Source organism: Rubrivivax gelatinosus IL144, from assembly GCF_000284255.1.
Taxonomy (GTDB): Bacteria; Pseudomonadota; Gammaproteobacteria; order Burkholderiales; family Burkholderiaceae_C; genus Rubrivivax; species Rubrivivax gelatinosus_A.
Genome location: NC_017075.1, coordinates 982,125 through 999,293, shown reverse-complemented (window position 1 = coordinate 999,293; position 17,169 = coordinate 982,125). Strand labels below are relative to the sequence as shown.

Here is a 17,169-nt window from a genome sequence, read left to right as displayed (position 1 = left end):
GCGCACAAACGACGAAGGGGCGGCCCTGGGGGCCGCCCCTTCCCGTCTGGTCAACCGTGACTGCGCCGGATCTCAGTCAGCCTGCTTGCGCAGGAAGGCCGGGATCTCGATCTCGTCCATGCCGTTGCTGGCCAGCGCGTCGACCTTGGCCGCGGCCTGGCTGCGGCCGCTGCGCCAGACGCTGGGCGTGTTCAGCCCGGCGTAGTCGTGCGCCGGCGCCGGGGCCGCCGCGCCGACGGCGGCCTGGGTCAGGATCGGCAGGTTGTCGGTGCCGGTGCGCAGCACGGGCTGCGCGACAGGCGCCTGCTGCACGACGGCCAGCGGCGGCGCCGGGCGGGTTTCCTGGCGGCGCGCCGAGTTCAGGCCGGTGGCGATGACGGTGACGCGCAGCTGGTCGCCCAGGCTCTCGTCGTAGGCCGTGCCGTAGATGACGTGGGCGTCGTCGGCGGCGTAGCGGCGGATGGTGTTCATCGCGTTGCGGCTCTCGGCGAGCTTGAAGGTCGCCTTGCTCGCGGCGATCAGCACCAGCACGCCGCGCGCGCCCGACAGGTCGATGCCTTCGAGCAGCGGGCAGGCGACGGCGGCGTCAGCGGCCTTGGTCGCGCGGTCCGGGCCGCTGGCCGTGGCCGTGCCCATCATCGCCTTGCCGGGCTCGCTCATCACCGTCTTCACGTCCTCGAAGTCGACGTTGACGAGACCGGGGATGTGGATGATGTCGCTGATGCCGCCGACGGCGTTCTTCAGCACGTCGTTGGCGTGCGCGAAGGCCTGGTCCTGCGTCACGTCCTCGCCCATCACGTCGAGCAGCTTCTCGTTGAGCACGACGATCAGGCTGTCGACGTTGGCTTCGAGCTCGCTGACGCCGTCGTCGGCCTGCTTGCCGCGGCGCTTGCCTTCGAACTCGAAGGGCTTGGTGACGACACCCACCGTCAGGATGCCCATCTCCTTGGCGACGCGGGCGATGACCGGCGCCGCGCCGGTGCCGGTGCCGCCGCCCATGCCGGCGGTGATGAACAGCATGTGCGCGCCGGTGATCGATTCGCGGATGCGGTCGACGGCCTCCTCGGCGGCCGAGCGGCCGACCTCGGGCTTGGCGCCGGCGCCCAGGCCGCTGGTGCCCAGTTGCACCAGGGTGGCCGCGCCGCTGCGGTGCAGGGCCTGCGAATCGGTGTTGGCGCAGATGAAGTCCACGCCCTGCACGCCCTGGGCGATCATGTGTTCGACGGCATTGCCGCCGCCGCCCCCGACGCCGATCACCTTGATCTGCGTGCCTTGGTCGAATTCCTCGATCATTTCGATGGGCATGTGGAGCCTCCTAATGAATGCAGTTGCCAGACGGTTGACTTGACGGAATGAAACGGGACCTCGTCACGGGTCCTTCTCAGAAATTGCCCAGGAACCAGTCCTTGGCGCGGCCGAGCAGCGTCGTCACCGACCCCGCCTGGGCCGCGGCCTTGTGACCGCGTTGCCGTGCCAGACGCGCCTCCTCGAGCAGCCCCATGACGGTGGCCGACCGCGGATTCGCGACCATGTCGCCGAGCGCGGCGTGGTACGTGGGCAGACCACGCCGCACCGGCTTCAGAAAGATGTCCTCGCCGAGCTCGATCATCCCGGGCATCACCGACGAGCCGCCGGTGATGACGATCCCCGAGGACAGCAGCTCCTCGTAGCCGCTCTCGCGGATGACCTGGTGCACGAGGGTGAAGATCTCCTCGACGCGCGGCTCGATGACGCCGGCCAGCGCCTGCTTGCTCAGCATGCGCGGCGCACGGTCGCCCAGCCCCGGCACCTCGACCTGGTCGGCCGGGTCGGCCAGCAGCTGCTTGGCCACGCCGTGCTCGACCTTGATCTCCTCGGCGTCCTTGGTCGGCGTGCGCAGCGCCATCGCGATGTCGCTGGTGATCAGGTCGCCGGCGATCGGGATCACCGCGGTGTGGCGCACGCTGCCGTCGGTGTAGATCTGCACGTCGGTGGTGCCGGCGCCGATGTCGACGACGGCCACGCCCAGCGACTTCTCGTCGTCGGTCAGCACCGCGGCGGCGCTGGCGCTGGGGTTGAGCACCAGGCGCTCGACTTCCAGGCCGCAGCGGCGCACGCACTTCAGGATGTTCTCGGCCGCGCTCTGGGCACCGGTCACGATGTGGACCTTGACCTCCAGCCGCGAGCCGCTCATTCCGATCGGCTCCTTGACCTCGTGGCCGTCGATCACGAACTCCTGCGGCTCGACGAGCAGCAGGCGCTGGTCGTTGGGGATGTTGATCGCCTTGGCGGTCTCGACGACGCGCGCCACGTCCACCGTCGTCACCTCGCGGTTGTCGCGCACGATGACCATGCCGGTGGAGTTCTGGCCGCGGATGTGGCTGCCGGTGATGCCGGTGTAGACCCGGTCGATCTTGCAGGCGGCCATCATCTCGGCCTCCTTCAAGGCCTGCTGGATGCTCTGCACCGTGGCGTCGATGTTGACGACGACGCCGCGCTTCAGGCCATGCGTCGTCGCCACGCCGAGGCCGGCGACGCGCAGCTCGCCGTCGGGCAGCACTTCGGCGGCCACCACCATCACCTTGGCGGTGCCGATGTCCAGGCCGAAGACGAGATCCTTGTATTCCTTGGCCATGTTCGTGTCAGTTGGTCGTCTTCGTTTTCGTCGTCACCCCGCGCAGCCGCACGGCGTAGCCGTCGGTGTGGCGCAGGTCGGCGTATTCCAGCGGCGCGCGCCAGCGCGCCGTCACCTCGGGCACCGTGCGCACGAAACGCGCCGCGCGGGCGAGCACCTCGTCGTCGCTGCCGCGGCCCAGTTCCAGCGTCGCGCCGTTGTCCAGCTCCACGCTCCACGAGCCGCGGTGCGACAGGTGCAGCTCGCTGAGCTCGGCGTCCAGCGGCTTGAACACCGGTTGCAGCTTGGCGTACATCGCGAGCACCGTCGCCGCCTCCTCGTCGGGGCCCGAGAACACCGGCAGCCCGTCGTCCTCGACGTCGCCGACGTTGGCGTCGAAGAGTTCGCCGTGCGTGTTGACGAGGCGGTCGTTGCCGTCCTCGCCCTGCCAGACGGCGGCCGGACGGTGCTCCTCCAGGCGCACCGCGAGCCGGTCGGGCCAGACGCGGCGCACGACCGCGTTGCGCACCCAGGGCACGGCCTCGAAGGCCTCGCGCCCCTGCTGCAGGTCCAGGCTGAAGAAGTTGCCCTTGAGCCGCGGCATCGCGTTGGCGCGGATCGTGTTGACGCTGTTGCGGCCCAGGTCGCCGTCGATCTCGATGCCGCGGATCGTGAACAGCGGCGCCCGCACCAGCCACATCAGCGCGGCGGCAGCCAGCGCCGCGCCGGCGAGCACGAACACGCCGCTGGCGACGCCGTTCATCAGGCGCACGTCCATCGGTTGTTCGGCCAGCGGCAGGGCGGCGGCGCGGCTCATGGCGTCCTCAGACTCCCGGGTGGTCCAGCGCGGCGCACTCGAGCACGTGCACGCACAGCTGTTCGTAGCTCATGCCGGCCACGCGCGCGGCCAGCGGCACCAGCGAGTGGCTCGTCATGCCCGGGCTGGTGTTCATCTCCAGCAGGAAGGGCTTGCGGTCGCTCTCGCGGATCATCAAGTCGGCGCGGCCCCAGCCGCGGCAGCCGAGCAGGCGGTAGGCGGCCAGCGTCAGGCGCTGGATCTCGGCCTCCTCGGCCGGCGGCAGGCCGCTCGGGCAGTGGTAGCCGGTCTCCTCGGAGAAGTACTTGTGCTCGAAGTCGTAGTTGCCGCCGGGCGCGACGATGCGGATCACCGGCAGCGCGCGCGCCGAGGCGCCTTCGCCGAGCACCGCGCAGGTGACCTCGATGCCGTCGATGAACTCCTCGCAGAGCACGTCGGCGTCGTACTCGGAGGCCAGCTTCACCGCGTCCTGCATCTCGGAGTAGCCGGCGACCTTGGTGATGCCGATCGACGAGCCCTCGCGCGGCGGCTTGACGATCAGCGGCAGGCCCAGCTTGTCGGGCACGGCGACGACGTCCTCGCGCGCCTGGTGCTCCGGCGACAGCCAGGCCCAGCGCGGCGTCGGCAGCCCTTCGGCGGCCCAGATGCGCTTGGTCATGACCTTGTCCATCGCGATCGCGCTGGCCATCACGCCCGAGCCGGTATAGGGGATGCGCAGCAGCTCCAGCGCGCCCTGCACCGTGCCGTCCTCGCCGTGGCGGCCGTGCAGCGCGATGAAGGCGCGTTCGAAGCCGGCGTGCTTGAGTTCGGCCAGCTCGCGTTCGGCCGGGTCGAACGGTTGCGCGTCGACGCCGGCGCGGCGCAGCGCCTCGAGCACGCCGTTGCCCGACATCAGCGACACCTGCCGCTCGGCGCTGGATCCGCCCATCAGGACGGCGACCTTGCCCAGGTGATTCATGCCACGGCTCCTTGTTGCGTCATCTCGACCACCTTCTGCGGCACCCCGCCCATCGATCCGGCGCCCATCGCGATGACCACGTCGCCGTCCTGCGCGAACGCGGCGACCGCCGCCGGCAGTTCGGCGATCGAGTCGACGAACACCGGGTCGACCTTGCCGGCCACACGCAGAGAACGCGCCAGCGCGCGACCGTCGGCGGCGACGATCGGCGCCTCGCCGGCGGCGTAGACCTCGGTCAGCAGCACCGCGTCGGCGCTGCCCATGACCTTGACGAAGTCCTCGAAGCAGTCGCGCGTGCGGGTGTAGCGGTGCGGCTGGAAGGCCAGCACCAGGCGCCGGCCCGGGAAGGCGCCGCGCGCCGCGGCGATCACCGCCGCCATCTCGGCCGGGTGGTGGCCGTAGTCGTCGATCAGCGTGAACGTGCCGCCGCCACGCGCTGCCGACACCGGCAGCTCGCCCCAGCGCTGGAAGCGCCGGCCGACGCCGGTGAAGCCGGCGAGCGCACGCACCGTCGGCTCGTCGGGCAGCTCCAGTTCCATCGCGACGGCGATCGCGGCCAGCGCGTTGCGCACGTTGTGCACGCCGGGCAGGTTCAGCGTGATCGCCAGGTCGGGCAGCGGCACGCCGTTGCGGCGCTGGGCGGTGAACTTCATGCGCCCGCCGGGCAGCGCCTCGACGTCGACGGCGCGCACCTGAACGTCCTCGCCGAGGCCGTAGCTGACCACCGGGCGCGACAGCATCGGCAGGATCGCGCGCACGCCGGGGTCGTCGCCGCAGACGATGGCCGCGCCGTAGAACGGCATGCGGTGGATGAAGTCGACGAAAGCCGAACGCAGCCGCGACAGGTCGTGGCCGTAGGTCTCCATGTGGTCGGCGTCGATGTTGGTGACGACGGCCATGATCGGCATCAGGTTCAGGAACGAGGCGTCGCTCTCGTCGGCCTCGACGACGATGTACTCGCCCGAACCCAGGCGCGAGTTGGCGCCGGCGCTCAGCAGCTTGCCGCCGATGACGAAGGTCGGGTCGCGGCCGGCTTCGGCGAGCACGCTGGCCACCAGCGAGGTCGTCGTCGTCTTGCCGTGCGTGCCGGCGATGGCGATGCCGCGGCGCAGGCGCATCAGTTCGGCCAGCATCACCGCACGCGGCACGACCGGGATGCGGCGCGCACGGGCGGTGATGACCTCGGGGTTGTCGCCCTTCACCGCGGTCGAGATGACGACGGCGTCGGCGCCCTCGATGTTGGCGGCGTCGTGGCCGATCGCGATGCGCAGGCCGAGACCGGCCAGGCGCTCGGTGGTCGCGCTGGCGGCCTGGTCGCTGCCGGTGACGCGGTAGCCCAGGTTGTGCAGGATCTCGGCGATGCCGCTCATGCCGGCGCCGCCGACGCCGACGAAGTGGATCTGCTTGACGGCGTGTTTCATCGCTTGCTCAGGTTCTCTATGAGGTCCGCAACGCGCGCGGCGGCCTGCGGGCGGGCCAGGGCGCGGGCGCGGTCGGCCATCGCGGCGAGCGCGGCGCGGTCCAGCGTGCGCAGCTCGTCGGCGAGGCGTTCGGGGTTCAGTTCGGATTGCGGCAGGTGCTTGGCGGCACCTCGGGCGGCCATCATCTCGGCGTTGTCGCGCTGGTGCGAAGTGGTGCTGACGATCAGCGGCACCAGGATGGATGCAACGCCGGCGGCGCACAGTTCGCTGACCGTGATCGCGCCGGCACGGCACAGCATCAGGTCGCAGTCGGCCAGGCGGCGCGGCATGTCGTCGATGAAGGGCAGCACCTCGGCCGCGACGCCGGCCGCGGCGTAGGCGGCCTTCACGGCCTCGAGCTGGGCGGCGCCGGTCTGGTGCGTGACGAGAGGACGCTCGTGCGGTGCCAGCCGGGCCAGCGCCTGCGGCACGGTCTCGTTGAGCACCTTGGCGCCCAGGCTGCCGCCGACGACGAGCAGCTTCAGCGCGCCGCTGCGGCCGGCATAACGTTCGGCCGGCGCCGGCAGCGCCTCGATCTCGGCGCGCACCGGGTTGCCGGTGACGACGGCGTTCTTCGTCGAGTGCGCCGCGGCGCCGTCGAAGCCGAAGGCGACGCGGTCGGCCACCGGCAGCAGCGAGCGGTTGGACAGCAGCATCGCGGCGTCGGCGTTGACCAGCACCAGCGGCTTGGACAGCAGCGAGGCCATCAGCCCGCCGGGGAAGCAGACGTAGCCGCCCATGCCGAGCACGGCGTCGGCGCGGCGCCGGCGCAGGATGCCCAGGCAGTCGCCGAAGGCCTTCAGGAGGCGCAGGCCGCCGGTCAGCGCACCCATCGCGCCCTTGCCGCGCAGGCCGGCGAAGCCGATCGTGTCCAGCGGCAGGCCGGTCGGCGGCACCAGCTTGTTCTCCATGCCGCTGCGCGTGCCCAGCCAGCTCACGCTCCAGCCGCGGCGCTGCATCTCGCGGGCGACGGCGATGCCGGGTATGACGTGACCGCCGGTGCCGGCGGCCATCACGACGAGGTGGCGGCCGCTCATGCCCGCCCTCCCCGCATCAGCGTCCGATTCTCGATGTCGACGCGCACGACGATCGCCAAAGCGACGAGGTTCATCAGGATCGCCGAGCCGCCGTAGCTCATCAGCGGCAGCGTCAGGCCCTTGGTCGGCAGCACGCCCAGGTTCACGCCCATGTTGATGAAGGCCTGGCCGCCCATCCAGATGCCGACGCCCTGCACCATCAGCCCGGCGAAGACGCGGTCCAGCGCGATCGCCTGGCGGCCGATGACGAAGATGCGCCGCGTCAGCCAGAAGAACAGCGCGATGACCGCGGCGACGCCGACGAAACCCAGCTCCTCGCCGATGACGGCGAGCAGGAAGTCGGTGTGCGCCTCGGGCAGGTAGTGCAGCTTCTCGACGCTGGCGCCCAGGCCCTGGCCGAAGAGCTCGCCGCGGCCGAAGGCGATCAGCGAGTGCGTCAGCTGGTAGGCCTTGCCTTGCGCGTAGGCCGGGTCCCAGGGGTTCAGGTAGGCCAGGATGCGCTCGCGGCGCAGGTCGTCGAACGCGATGATCGTGGCGAAGGCGGTGACCGCCGCGGCCGCGATCAGGAAGAACATGCGGCCGTTGACGCCGCCCAGGAACAGGATGCCCATCGCCACCGTCGCGATGACGATGAAGGCGCCCATGTCGGGCTGGCGCAGCAGCAGCACGCCGATGAAGAACACCGCGACGACCATCGGCCAGACGGCACGGAAGAAGTTCTCCTTCACGTCCATCTTGCGGACCATGTAGCTGGCCGCGTACATCGAGATCGTGATCTTCGCCAGCTCCGAGGGCTGGAAGTTCATGACGCCCAGCGGGATCCAGCGGCGCGAGTTGTTGACCACCTTGCCGATGAAGGGCAGCAGCACCAGCACCAGCAGCACCAGCGAGACGACGAAGATCTTCTCGGCGTGCTTCTCCCAGAAGGTCACCGGCACCTGCACGACGGCGAACGCGACGACCGCGCCCAGCACCAGCGAGAACACGTGGCGCGTCAGGAAGTAGGCCGGCGAGTAGTTGCTGAACTTCGGGTTGTCGGGCAGCGCGATCGACGCCGAATAGACCATCACCAGACCGAGCAGCAGCAGCGTCGCGACGACGGCGACGAAGGTCTGGTCGAAGGCGCGCAGCGCCGCGGGCCGGCCGCCGGCGACGACGCGGTCGCGCACCGGCAGCGTGCCGACGCTCTCGCGCCGGGACGCCCACCATTCGCGGATCGCGCCGATGGCCTTCATGCCTGGCCCTTCTCCGCGGCCAGCGCCTGCACCGCGGCGGCGAAGACCTCGGCGCGGTGGGCGTAGTTGCGGAACATGTCCATGCTGGCGCAGGCCGGGCTCAGCAGCACGGCGTCGCCGGGTTCGGCCTGCTCGAAGCACCAGGCGACGGCGGCCTCCAGCGTCTCGTGGCGCGCCAGCACCGGGCCGCGCACGTGCGGCTCGATCGCCGGCGCGTCGCGGCCGATGGTGGCCACCGCACGCGCCCAGCGCGCCAGCGGCTCGGCCAGCGGCGCGAAGTCCTGGCCCTTGCCGTCGCCGCCGAGGATGACGACCAGCCTGGCCGGCGCCTTGTCGGCGCCCAGGCCGTCGAGCGCGGCGACGGTGGCGCCGACGTTCGTGCCCTTGCTGTCGTCGAAAGCCTCGACCTCGCCGACGGTGCCGATCCACTGCACGCGGTGCGGCTCGCCGGAGTATTCGCGCAGGCCGTGCAGCATCGGCGCCAGCGGGCAGCCGATCGCGGTGGCCAGCGCCAGCGCGGCCAGCGCGTTGGCGGCGTTGTGGCGGCCGCGGATGCGCAGCGCGTCGGCCGGCATCAGGCGCTGCAGATGGATCTCGTGTTCCTCGTCGCGGCGCAGCTTGACGGTCTCGTCGGCCGGCAGCGCCCGCACCAGCCAGGCCATGCCGTTCTCGACGACCAGACCCCAGTCGCCGGGGCGGCGCGGCGCGTCCAGGCCGAAGCGCTGCACGCTGCGGCCCACCGGCTTGGCGCGGCCCTTGGCCGGCGGCGGCGGCGGCACCATGGCCTCGACCAGCGGGTCGTCGCGGTTGATGACCATCACCGCGTCGCGGCCGAAGACACGCGCCTTGGCGCCGGCATAGGCGTCCATCGAGCCGTGCCAGTCCAGGTGGTCCTGGGTGACGTTGAGCACCGCGGCGGCGGCCGGCTCGAAGCCGCTGACGCCGTCGAGCTGGAAGCTGGAGAGCTCGAGCACCCAGACCTCGGGCAGGTCGTCCAGCCGCGCGGCCAGCGTGTCGAGCATCGTCGGGCCGATGTTGCCGGCCAGCACGACGCTGCGCCCGGCGCGTTCGACCAGCAGCCCGGTCAGCGTCGTCGTCGTCGTCTTGCCGTTGGTGCCGGTGATCGCGATGACCTGCGGTGCGTAGCCGCGTTCGGCCTTCAGCGCCGCCAGCGCCTCGGCGAAGACCTCGAGCTCGCCTTGCACCGGCACGCCGTCGGCACGCGCGGCGGCCAGCACCGAGGCGATGCGCGCATCGTGCGGCGACAGGCCGGGGCTCTTCAGCACGCGGTCCACGCCTTCGAAGACGGTGACCTCGAGCTCGCCGCCGATCAGCTCGGCGCCCGGGCAGTGCTCGCGCAGGCCGACGGCCTGCGGCGGGTTCTCGCGCGAGTCCCAGACGCGCACGACGGCGCCGTGGGTCCAGGCCCAGCGCGCCATCGCCAGTCCCGAATCCCCGAGGCCCAGCACCAGAACCGTTCTTTCGGCGAAACCGTTCATCGTGTTCACCGCAGCTTCAGGCTGGCCAGGCCGACCAGGCACAGCAGCATCGTGATGATCCAGAAGCGCACCACGACCTGGCTCTCGGTCCAGCCCTTCTTCTCGTAGTGGTGGTGCAGCGGCGCCATCAGGAAGATGCGCCGGCCTTCGCCGTAGCGCTTCTTCGTGTACTTGAACCAGGCGACCTGGGTCATCACCGACAGCGCCTCGGCGACGAAGACCCCGCCCATGATCCCGAGCACGATCTCCTGGCGCGTGATGACGGCGATGGTGCCCAGCGCTCCGCCCAGCGCCAGCGCGCCGACGTCGCCCATGAAGACCTGCGCCGGGTTGGCGTTGAACCAGAGGAAGGCCAGGCCCGCGCCGGCCAGCGCGGCGCAGAACACCAGCAGCTCGCCGGCGCCCGGGATGTAGGGCAGCAGCAGGTAGCGCGAGAACACCGAGTTGCCGGTGACGTAGGCGAACACGCCCAGCGCCGAACCCACCAGCACCACCGGCATGATCGCCAGCCCGTCCAGGCCGTCGGTGAAGTTGACGGCGTTGCTGGCGCCGACGATGACGAACCAGGTCAGCGCCATGAAGCCGAACACGCCCAGCGGGTAGCTGACGGTCTTGAAGAACGGCACGATCAGGTCGGCCTTGGGCGGCAGGTCGTTGGAGAAGCCGCTCGTCACCCAGCGCAGGAACAGCTCGACGACCCGCAGGTTGGAAGTCTCCGAGACGCTGAACGCGAGGTAGATCGCGGCGAACAGGCCGATCAGCGTCTGCCAGAAGAACTTCTCTCGCGAGCGCATGCCTTCCGGGTCCTTGCGCACTACCTTGCGGTAGTCGTCGACCCAGCCGACGGCGCCGAAGCCGAAGGTCACGATCATCACGACCCAGACGAAGCGGTTGCTCCAGTCGAACCACAGCAGCGTCGACACCGCGATGCCCAGCAGCACCAGCACGCCGCCCATCGTCGGCGTGCCGCGTTTGCCCAGGTGGGTCTGCACGCCGTACTCGCGGATCGGCTGGCCGATCTTCATCTCGGTCAGCCGACGGATGACCCAGGGGCCCAGCGCCAGGCCGATCAGCAGCGCCGTCATCGCCGCGAGCACCGCGCGGAAGGTGAGGTACTGGAAGACGCGCAGGAAACCGAGTTGCTCGGGGAACAGCGTCAGCAGCCACTGGCTGAGCGTGAGCAGCATCAGCGCACCCCTTCCTTCAGAACGCGCACCACCTGCTCCATCCGCATGAACCGGGAACCCTTGACCAGCACCGACGCCGCCTGGGGCGCGTCGGCGAGCGCGGCGACCATCGCCGCGGCATCGTTGAAATGGCGCTGCGCGCCGACGTGGCGCGACAGCGTGCCGGCGGTCCACACCGTCTCGATGCCCGCGGCCCGCGCCGCGGCACCGACTTCGGCGTGGAACTCGGGGCCGCGTTCGCCGACCTCGCCCATGTCGCCCAGCACCAGCCAGCGCGGGCCGGGCAGCGCCGCCAGCACCGCGACGGCGGCGAGCACCGAGTCGGGGTTGGCGTTGTAGCTGTCGTCGACGAGCGTGATCTCGCCCTGCGCCGTGGCCACACGCGCGGCCTGCGAGCGCCCGGCCACCGGCTGGAAAGCCGCCAGGCCGGCCGCGATCGCCGCCGGCTTGACGCCCGCGGCCAGCGCGCAGGCGGCGGCGGCGAGCGCGTTCTTCACGTTGTGCAGGCCGGCGACGGCCAGCGTCGTCGTCAGCGCGCCGGCCGGCGTCGCCATCTCGACCTGCCAGCGCTCACCCTGCCATTCGGCACGTGCCGTCAGGTCGGCAGCACCGTCGAGCGCGAAGCTGATCGTGCGGCGCGCGCCGGCGAGCTGGCGCCACAGCGGCGTGTACTCGTCGTCGGCCGGGAAGACGGCGACGCCGTCGGGCGGCAGCATCGCGATCGCCTGGCCGTTCTCGCGCGCGACGGCCTCGACCGTGGCCATGAACTCCTGGTGCTCGCGCTGGGCGTTGTTGACCAGCGCGATCGTCGGCCGGGCGATGGCCGCCAGCTCGGCGATCTCGCCCGGGTGGTTCATGCCCAGCTCGACGACGCCGGCGGTGTGCGAGGGCAGCAGCCCGAGCAGCGTCAGCGGCACGCCGATGTGGTTGTTGAGGTTGCCGCGCGTGGCGAACGCGGCGTCGCCGTGCGCGGCGCGCAGGATCGCGGCGACCATCTGCGTGACGGTCGTCTTGCCGTTGCTGCCGGTGACGGCCACCAGCGGCAGCAGGAAACGCGCGCGCCAGCCGGCGGCCAGCTGCTGCAGCGCGCGCAGCGCATCGGGCACCAGCAGGCCGGGCATCGAGTCGGACAGGCCGTGTTCGGCGATCGCCGCGACGGCGCCGGCCTCGCGCGCGGACGCGAGGAAATCGTGGCCGTCGAAACGTTCGCCGCGCAGCGCGACGAACAGGTCGCCGGCGCGCAGCGTGCGCGTGTCGCTGTGCACGCGCGAGAACTTCGTCGCGCCGTCGCCGACCAGCGTCGCGCCGGGCACGAACGGGAGCGCCTGGGCCAGCGTCAACCTCATGCTCGGGCCTCCGTGCGGCGCGCCAGCGCGGCGCGCGCCTCGGTCTCGTCGGAGAACGGGCGCCGAACGCCCTTGATCTCCTGGTAATCCTCGTGGCCCTTGCCGGCCAGCAGCACGACGTCGCCCGGCGCGGCCTTGGCCACCGCGAAGGCGATCGCCTCGTGGCGGTCTTCGATGACGTCGACCTCGTCGTGGCCGGCGACGCCGGCCAGGATCTGCGACAGGATGAAGCACGGCGCCTCGTCGCGCGGGTTGTCGCTGGTGGCGACGACACGGTCGGCCAGGCGTGCGGCGATGGCGCCCATCAGCGGCCGCTTGGTGGCGTCGCGATTGCCGCCGCAGCCGAACACGCACCACAGCTTGCCGCCGCGTGCGGCGGCCAGCGGGCGCAGCGCCTGCAGCACCTTCTCCAGCGCGTCGGGCGTATGCGCGTAGTCGACGACGACCTCGACGTCCTCGCCGGGCACGCGCTGCATGCGCCCGGGCACCGGCGTCAGCGCCGGCACGACGCCCGCGGCATCGGCCAGCGCCACGCCCAGCGCACGCAGGCCGCCGATGACGGCCAGCAGGTTGTGCACGTTGTACTCGCCGATCAGCGTGCTGCGCACCTCGACGGCGGCGTCGCCTTCGTGCAGCGTGAAGGCCAGGCCGCCGTCGACGTAGCGCACCTCGCGCGCCACCAGGCGCGCGTCGCCGCCGACGGCATAGGTCCAGACGTCCAGCGCCAGCGGCTCGGCAGCCAGCAGCGCGCCTTGTTCGTCGTCGACGTTGACCACCGCGGCCTTCAGCCCCGGCCAGGCGAACAGGCGGCGCTTGGCCTCCCAGTACGCGGCCATCGAGCCGTGATAGTCCAGGTGGTCGCGGGTGAAGTTGGTGAACAACGCGACGTCGATCTTGGCGGCGTCCAGGCGGTGCTCGACGATGCCGATCGACGAGGCTTCCAGCGCGCAGGCGGCGAAACCCTGGTCGACGAAGCCGCGGAAGGCGGCGTGCAGCGTCACCGGGTCGGGCGTCGTCAGGCCCGTGGCGCGCACCGCGCCGGGCTCGCCGACGCCCAGCGTGCCCATCACGCCGCAGCGCTGGCCCAGGCGGGTCAGCGCCTGGGCGGTCCACCAGGCGGTCGAGGTCTTGCCGTTGGTGCCGGTCGTGGCGACGACCTTCAGCCGCTGGCTGGGGTGCTCGAAATAGGCGTGAGCGATGTCGCCGGTGACGGCCTTCAGCTCGGGCAGCGTGGCCACACGCGCATCCTCGAAACCGAAGGCCTCGACGCCGTCGAGCTCGACCAGGCAGGTCGAGGCGCCGGCGTCCAGCGCCTGCTGGACGAAGCGGCGGCCGTCGTTGGCGTAGCCGGGCCAGGCGATGAAGGCGTCGCCGGGCTGCACCAGACGGCTGTCGGTGCGCAGCGTGCCGGTCACCCAGGACGAGAGCCAGCGGGCGGCGGCCTCGGGGGACTTCAGGCGCGTCAGCGGCATGCGGCCTCCCCGGTGACGACGAAGGGCTGGGACGGAATCTGCATCAGAAGCTTTCTGGCTCGGCGGCGACCGGAGCGACGATCTGCGCCTGGACCGGGATGTCCGGCGGCACGCCCATCATGCGCAGCGTGTTCTGCACGACCTGGCTGAATACCGGCCCGGCGATGTCGCCGCCGTAGAACACGCCCTTTCCCGGTTCGTCGACCATGACCGCCACGACGATGCGCGGCGCGGAGATCGGCGCGATGCCGACGAACCAGGCGCGATATTTGTTGCTGTAGCCCTTGCCTTCCTGCTTGCGCGCAGTCCCGGACTTGCCGCCCGTGGAGTAGCCGATCGCGGCGGCCTTCGGGGCCGTGCCGCCGGGCTGGGTCACCAGGCTCAGCATCGCGCGCATCGTCTGCGCGGTCTCGGGCTTGAAGATCGGCACGCCGGCGACCGGGCCGTCCTGGCGCAGGATGGAGACAGGCGCGATGTCGCCGTCACGGGCGAACACCGTGTAGGCGCGCGCGATCTGCAGCAGGCTCGCGGACAGGCCGTAGCCGTAGCTCATCGTCGCCTGCTCGATCGGGCGCCAGGTCTTGTACGGGCGCAGCCGGCCGGAGACGGCGCCGGGGAAGTCGATCTGCGGCCGCTGGCCGATGCCGATGCCGGAGAACACCTCCCACATCTCGCGCGGCTGCATCTGCATCGCCATCTTGACGGTGCCGACGTTGCTCGACTTCTGGATCACCTGGGCGACGGTCAGCGCGCCGTGCGGGTGCGAGTCGCGGATCGTCGAGCCGGTGATCGTGATGCTGCCGGGCGCGGTGTCGATGACCGTCGACGGCGTCACGCGGCCGGTCTCCATCGCCAGGCAGGCGACGAAGGGCTTCATCGTCGAGCCGGGCTCGAAGGTGTCGGTCAGCGCGCGGTTGCGCAGCTGTGCGCCGCTCAGGTTGCGGCGCTGCCCGGGGTCGTAGCTGGGATAGTTGGCCAGCGCCAGCACCTCGCCGGTCTGGGCGTCCAGCACGACGACGCTGCCGGCCTTGGCGGCCTGCTGCGTGACCATGTCGCGGATGCGCTGGTAGGCGAAGAACTGGACCTTGGAATCGATCGCCAGCGTGACGTCGCGGCCGTCGAGCGCGGCGGTCTGGTCGCCGATGTCCTCGACGACGCGGCCCAGGCGGTCGCGCACCACGGCGCGCAGGCCGTCGCGGCCCTGCAGCTCCTTGTCGAAACGCAGCTCGATGCCTTCCTGGCCGTGCTCCTCGACGTTGGTGAAGCCGACGACGTGCGCCGCCGATTCGCCCTCGGGGTAGCTGCGCTTGTACTCGCGCACCTGGTAGACGCCCTTCAGGCCCATCGCCTTGACGGCGTCCCAGGTGGCGTCGTCGGCCTGGCGGCGCAGCCAGACGAAGTTCGGGTTGCCCGACAGCCGCGTGTCGAGCTCGGTCGGCGTGATGCCCAGCACGCGCGCCAGCGCCCGGCGCTCGCCGGCGTCGGCCTGCAGGTCCTTGGGGATCGCCCAGATCGACGGCGACGGCACGCTCGACGCCAGCACCAGGCCGTTGCGGTCGAGCACGCGGCCGCGGCTGGCCTGCAGCGACAGCGTGTGCGCGTAGCGCTTCTCGCCCTGCTTCTGATAGAAATCGTTGCCGACGACCTGCACCCAGACGGCGCGGCCGAGCAGCAGCGCGAACGAGGCGGCGACCATCGCGACGACGAAACGCGAGCGCCAGGGCGGCGTCTTGCTCGCCAGCAGCGGGCTGGTGGCGTAGTTCACGCTGCGCACGCTGGCGCCGCCGGACTTGCGCCGACTGCTCATCGGGCGCCTCCGGAGGCCGCGGCGGCGCCGTCGGCGACGTACTGCGTCACCGCCGGCGAGGCCGGGCGCATCGCCAGCTTCTCGCGCGCGACGCGCTCGACGCGCAGGTTGGTCGCCTGCGCCTGGCGCTCGGCGTCCAGGCGCTTGTAGTCGGCCTCGAGCTGGACCTGCTCGTTCTTGGCGCGGTCCAGCGCCGCGAACAGGCGCCGGCTCTCGTAGGCGTTGCGCACGAGGAAGAAGGCGCTGCCCAGCAGCAGCACCAGCAGCACGGCGTTGAGCAGCTTCATCACGCCGGCACCTCGGTGCGTTCGGCCACGCGCATCACCGCCGAGCGGGCGCGCGGGTTGGCACGCAGCTCCTCGTCGCCGGGCTTGACGCGGGCGATGGCCTTGAGCTTGAGCGCCTGCGGCGGCGCCATCGGCGCGCGGCGGTCGAACTCCTCACGGCTCTCGCGCGTGATGAAGTTCTTGACGATGCGGTCCTCGAGCGAATGGAAGCTGATGACGACCAGCCGCCCGCCCGGCGCGAGCAGTTGCAGCGCGGCGCTCAGTCCCTGTTCGAGCGCCTCAAGCTCGGCGTTGACGAAAATCCGAAGAGCCTGAAATGTGCGCGTTGCAGGGTCCTGGCCCGGCTCGCGGGTCTTGACTGCACGAGCCACGAGCGCGGAAAGCTCCCCGGTGGTTCGAAGTGGATCCCCGCCCTGCCGGCGAGCAACAACCGCCTTTGCAATCTGTAGAGCAAACCGTTCTTCCCCATAGTCGCGGATCACCTGTGCGATGTGGCGCTCGTCGGCGCGGGCCAGGAAGTCCGCGGCGGTCTCGCCGCGGGTCGTGTCCATGCGCATGTCCAGCGGCGCGTCGAAGCGGAAGCTGAACCCGCGTTCGGGCGTGTCGATCTGCGGCGAGCTGACGCCCAGGTCGAGCAGCACGCCCTGCACGCGCTCGACGCCGCGTGCGGCGAGTTCCTCGCGCATCGCGCCGAAGCTGGCGTGGCAGATCGAGAAGCGGCCGTCGTCGATCGCCGCCGCGGCGGCGATGGCCTCGGGGTCGCGGTCGAAGGCGACGACGCGCGCGCGCGGCGACAGCGCCGCCAGCAGCGCACGCGTATGGCCGCCGCGGCCGAAAGTGCCGTCGACGTAGAGGCCGTCTTCCTGCGTCACGAGGGCCTGGACGGCCTCAGGGAGCAAGACGGTCGTGTGGGGGCGACCCGTCTGCGTCACGGCGGTCATCCTGCGACCTGGTTCTGCAGCTCTTCGGGCATGCCACCGGCGATCGTCAGCGCCTCGGCAGCCTCGTAGCGGGCCTTGTCCCACAATTCGAACTTGTCTCCGACGCCCATGAAGACGACCTCGCGCTCCAGGCCGGCCCAGCTCCGGAGTTCCGGCGGCACCAGCACGCGCGAGGCGGCGTCGATCTCGACTTCCGTGGCCGAACCGATGTACATGCGTCGCCACCCTTCGTACTTCATCGGCAGGCGGACGAGTTCGGCTTCGAACGCGTCCCAGACGGGACGCGGGTACAGCGTCAGGCAGCCGGCGGAGTTCTTCGCGACGACCATCTGCCCCTGGACGGTGGACATCAGCACGTCACGCCAACGCGCCGGGACGGTAATCCGCCCCTTCGCGTCCAGCGTGAGCACCGGACCACCACGGAAGGCAAATGAAGGCACGAAACCCCACAGAAATCTACTTTTCTGCACTCTACCTGAGCCACCAAGCCCGGGTCAATGGCGCGGAAACGTAAAAATTCAGTGGAATCA

The 17,169-nt window shown here is 71.1% G+C and carries 15 protein-coding genes; all 15 read right to left on the bottom strand.

The features are described 5' to 3' along the window. Positions 1–72: 72 nt before the first annotated feature. On the bottom strand, positions 73–1,305 hold the full coding sequence (ftsZ, locus tag RGE_RS04710; protein WP_014427171.1) for a cell division protein FtsZ: 1,233 nt from the start codon (positions 1,303–1,305) through the stop codon (positions 73–75). 76 nt (positions 1,306–1,381) lie between these two features. Beyond that, positions 1,382–2,614 carry a cell division protein FtsA gene (ftsA, locus tag RGE_RS04705; RefSeq protein WP_009858061.1) on the bottom strand — a complete coding sequence of 411 codons (1,233 nt, stop codon included), beginning with the start codon at positions 2,612–2,614 and terminating at the stop codon, positions 1,382–1,384. 7 nt (positions 2,615–2,621) lie between these two features. Continuing rightward, entirely contained in the window at positions 2,622–3,410 is a 789-nt protein-coding gene (locus tag RGE_RS04700) for a cell division protein FtsQ/DivIB (protein WP_014427170.1), read from the bottom strand. A 7-nt stretch (positions 3,411–3,417) separates the two neighbouring features. Continuing rightward, positions 3,418–4,368 carry a D-alanine--D-alanine ligase gene (locus tag RGE_RS04695; RefSeq protein WP_014427169.1) on the bottom strand — a complete coding sequence of 317 codons (951 nt, stop codon included), beginning with the start codon at positions 4,366–4,368 and terminating at the stop codon, positions 3,418–3,420. Continuing rightward, positions 4,365–5,789 carry a UDP-N-acetylmuramate--L-alanine ligase gene (murC, locus tag RGE_RS04690; RefSeq protein ID WP_014427168.1) on the bottom strand — a complete coding sequence of 475 codons (1,425 nt, stop codon included), beginning with the start codon at positions 5,787–5,789 and terminating at the stop codon, positions 4,365–4,367. The genes RGE_RS04695 and murC overlap by 4 nt, the downstream gene beginning before the upstream one ends. Beyond that, positions 5,786–6,865, bottom strand: a complete 1,080-nt coding sequence (gene murG, locus RGE_RS04685; RefSeq protein WP_014427167.1) for an undecaprenyldiphospho-muramoylpentapeptide beta-N-acetylglucosaminyltransferase — start codon at positions 6,863–6,865, stop codon at positions 5,786–5,788. Before murG ends, murC begins: the two co-directional genes overlap by 4 nt. Then, on the bottom strand, positions 6,862–8,100 hold the full coding sequence (gene ftsW / locus RGE_RS04680) for a putative lipid II flippase FtsW (protein ID WP_014427166.1): 1,239 nt from the start codon (positions 8,098–8,100) through the stop codon (positions 6,862–6,864). The genes murG and ftsW overlap by 4 nt, the downstream gene beginning before the upstream one ends. Next, positions 8,097–9,599, bottom strand: coding sequence for a UDP-N-acetylmuramoyl-L-alanine--D-glutamate ligase (murD, locus tag RGE_RS04675; protein WP_014427165.1), 1,503 nt, complete (start codon positions 9,597–9,599; stop codon positions 8,097–8,099). The genes ftsW and murD overlap by 4 nt, the downstream gene beginning before the upstream one ends. A 5-nt stretch (positions 9,600–9,604) precedes the next feature. Continuing rightward, on the bottom strand, positions 9,605–10,786 hold the full coding sequence (mraY, locus tag RGE_RS04670) for a phospho-N-acetylmuramoyl-pentapeptide-transferase (protein WP_014427164.1): 1,182 nt from the start codon (positions 10,784–10,786) through the stop codon (positions 9,605–9,607). Further along, the gene (locus RGE_RS04665; RefSeq protein ID WP_014427163.1) at positions 10,786–12,132 is read right to left on the bottom strand and encodes a UDP-N-acetylmuramoyl-tripeptide--D-alanyl-D-alanine ligase; all 1,347 of its coding nucleotides are present in this window, start codon (positions 12,130–12,132) and stop codon (positions 10,786–10,788) included. The genes mraY and RGE_RS04665 overlap by 1 nt, the downstream gene beginning before the upstream one ends. Further along, positions 12,129–13,604 carry a UDP-N-acetylmuramoyl-L-alanyl-D-glutamate--2,6-diaminopimelate ligase gene (locus RGE_RS04660; protein ID WP_014427162.1) on the bottom strand — a complete coding sequence of 492 codons (1,476 nt, stop codon included), beginning with the start codon at positions 13,602–13,604 and terminating at the stop codon, positions 12,129–12,131. The genes RGE_RS04665 and RGE_RS04660 overlap by 4 nt, the downstream gene beginning before the upstream one ends. 43 nt (positions 13,605–13,647) lie before the next feature. Next, the gene (locus tag RGE_RS04655; RefSeq protein WP_014427161.1) at positions 13,648–15,411 is read right to left on the bottom strand and encodes a peptidoglycan D,D-transpeptidase FtsI family protein; all 1,764 of its coding nucleotides are present in this window, start codon (positions 15,409–15,411) and stop codon (positions 13,648–13,650) included. Beyond that, positions 15,408–15,698, bottom strand: coding sequence for a cell division protein FtsL (ftsL, locus tag RGE_RS04650; protein ID WP_014427160.1), 291 nt, complete (start codon positions 15,696–15,698; stop codon positions 15,408–15,410). The genes RGE_RS04655 and ftsL overlap by 4 nt, the downstream gene beginning before the upstream one ends. Further along, positions 15,698–16,639 (bottom strand): 16S rRNA (cytosine(1402)-N(4))-methyltransferase RsmH, encoded by a 942-nt coding sequence (gene rsmH / locus RGE_RS04645; protein WP_043783802.1) that lies wholly within the window; start codon positions 16,637–16,639, stop codon positions 15,698–15,700. The genes ftsL and rsmH overlap by 1 nt, the downstream gene beginning before the upstream one ends. Continuing rightward, complete coding sequence (mraZ, locus tag RGE_RS04640; protein ID WP_014427158.1) at positions 16,636–17,079, bottom strand: division/cell wall cluster transcriptional repressor MraZ; 444 nt, start codon at positions 17,077–17,079, stop codon at positions 16,636–16,638. Before mraZ ends, rsmH begins: the two co-directional genes overlap by 4 nt. Between the last annotated feature and the right edge of the window lie 90 nt (positions 17,080–17,169).

What these genes read in the sequence shown, in the direction of transcription:
- RGE_RS04660 (WP_014427162.1), bottom strand. Translation starts at nt 13,604, where the DNA reads ATGCCGCTGACGCGCCTGAAGTCCCCCGAGGCCGCCGCCCGCTGGCTC.
- ftsZ (WP_014427171.1), bottom strand. Translation starts at nt 1,305, where the DNA reads ATGCCCATCGAAATGATCGAGGAATTCGACCAAGGCACGCAGATCAAG.
- ftsL (WP_014427160.1), bottom strand. Translation starts at nt 15,698, where the DNA reads ATGAAGCTGCTCAACGCCGTGCTGCTGGTGCTGCTGCTGGGCAGCGCC.
- rsmH (WP_043783802.1), bottom strand. Translation starts at nt 16,639, where the DNA reads ATGACCGCCGTGACGCAGACGGGTCGCCCCCACACGACCGTCTTGCTC.
- RGE_RS04695 (WP_014427169.1), bottom strand. Translation starts at nt 4,368, where the DNA reads ATGAATCACCTGGGCAAGGTCGCCGTCCTGATGGGCGGATCCAGCGCC.
- ftsW (WP_014427166.1), bottom strand. Translation starts at nt 8,100, where the DNA reads ATGAAGGCCATCGGCGCGATCCGCGAATGGTGGGCGTCCCGGCGCGAG.
- murG (WP_014427167.1), bottom strand. Translation starts at nt 6,865, where the DNA reads ATGAGCGGCCGCCACCTCGTCGTGATGGCCGCCGGCACCGGCGGTCAC.
- RGE_RS04655 (WP_014427161.1), bottom strand. Translation starts at nt 15,411, where the DNA reads ATGAGCAGTCGGCGCAAGTCCGGCGGCGCCAGCGTGCGCAGCGTGAAC.
- murC (WP_014427168.1), bottom strand. Translation starts at nt 5,789, where the DNA reads ATGAAACACGCCGTCAAGCAGATCCACTTCGTCGGCGTCGGCGGCGCC.
- mraY (WP_014427164.1), bottom strand. Translation starts at nt 10,786, where the DNA reads ATGCTGCTCACGCTCAGCCAGTGGCTGCTGACGCTGTTCCCCGAGCAA.
- RGE_RS04665 (WP_014427163.1), bottom strand. Translation starts at nt 12,132, where the DNA reads ATGAGGTTGACGCTGGCCCAGGCGCTCCCGTTCGTGCCCGGCGCGACG.
- ftsA (WP_009858061.1), bottom strand. Translation starts at nt 2,614, where the DNA reads ATGGCCAAGGAATACAAGGATCTCGTCTTCGGCCTGGACATCGGCACC.
- murD (WP_014427165.1), bottom strand. Translation starts at nt 9,599, where the DNA reads ATGAACGGTTTCGCCGAAAGAACGGTTCTGGTGCTGGGCCTCGGGGAT.
- RGE_RS04700 (WP_014427170.1), bottom strand. Translation starts at nt 3,410, where the DNA reads ATGAGCCGCGCCGCCGCCCTGCCGCTGGCCGAACAACCGATGGACGTG.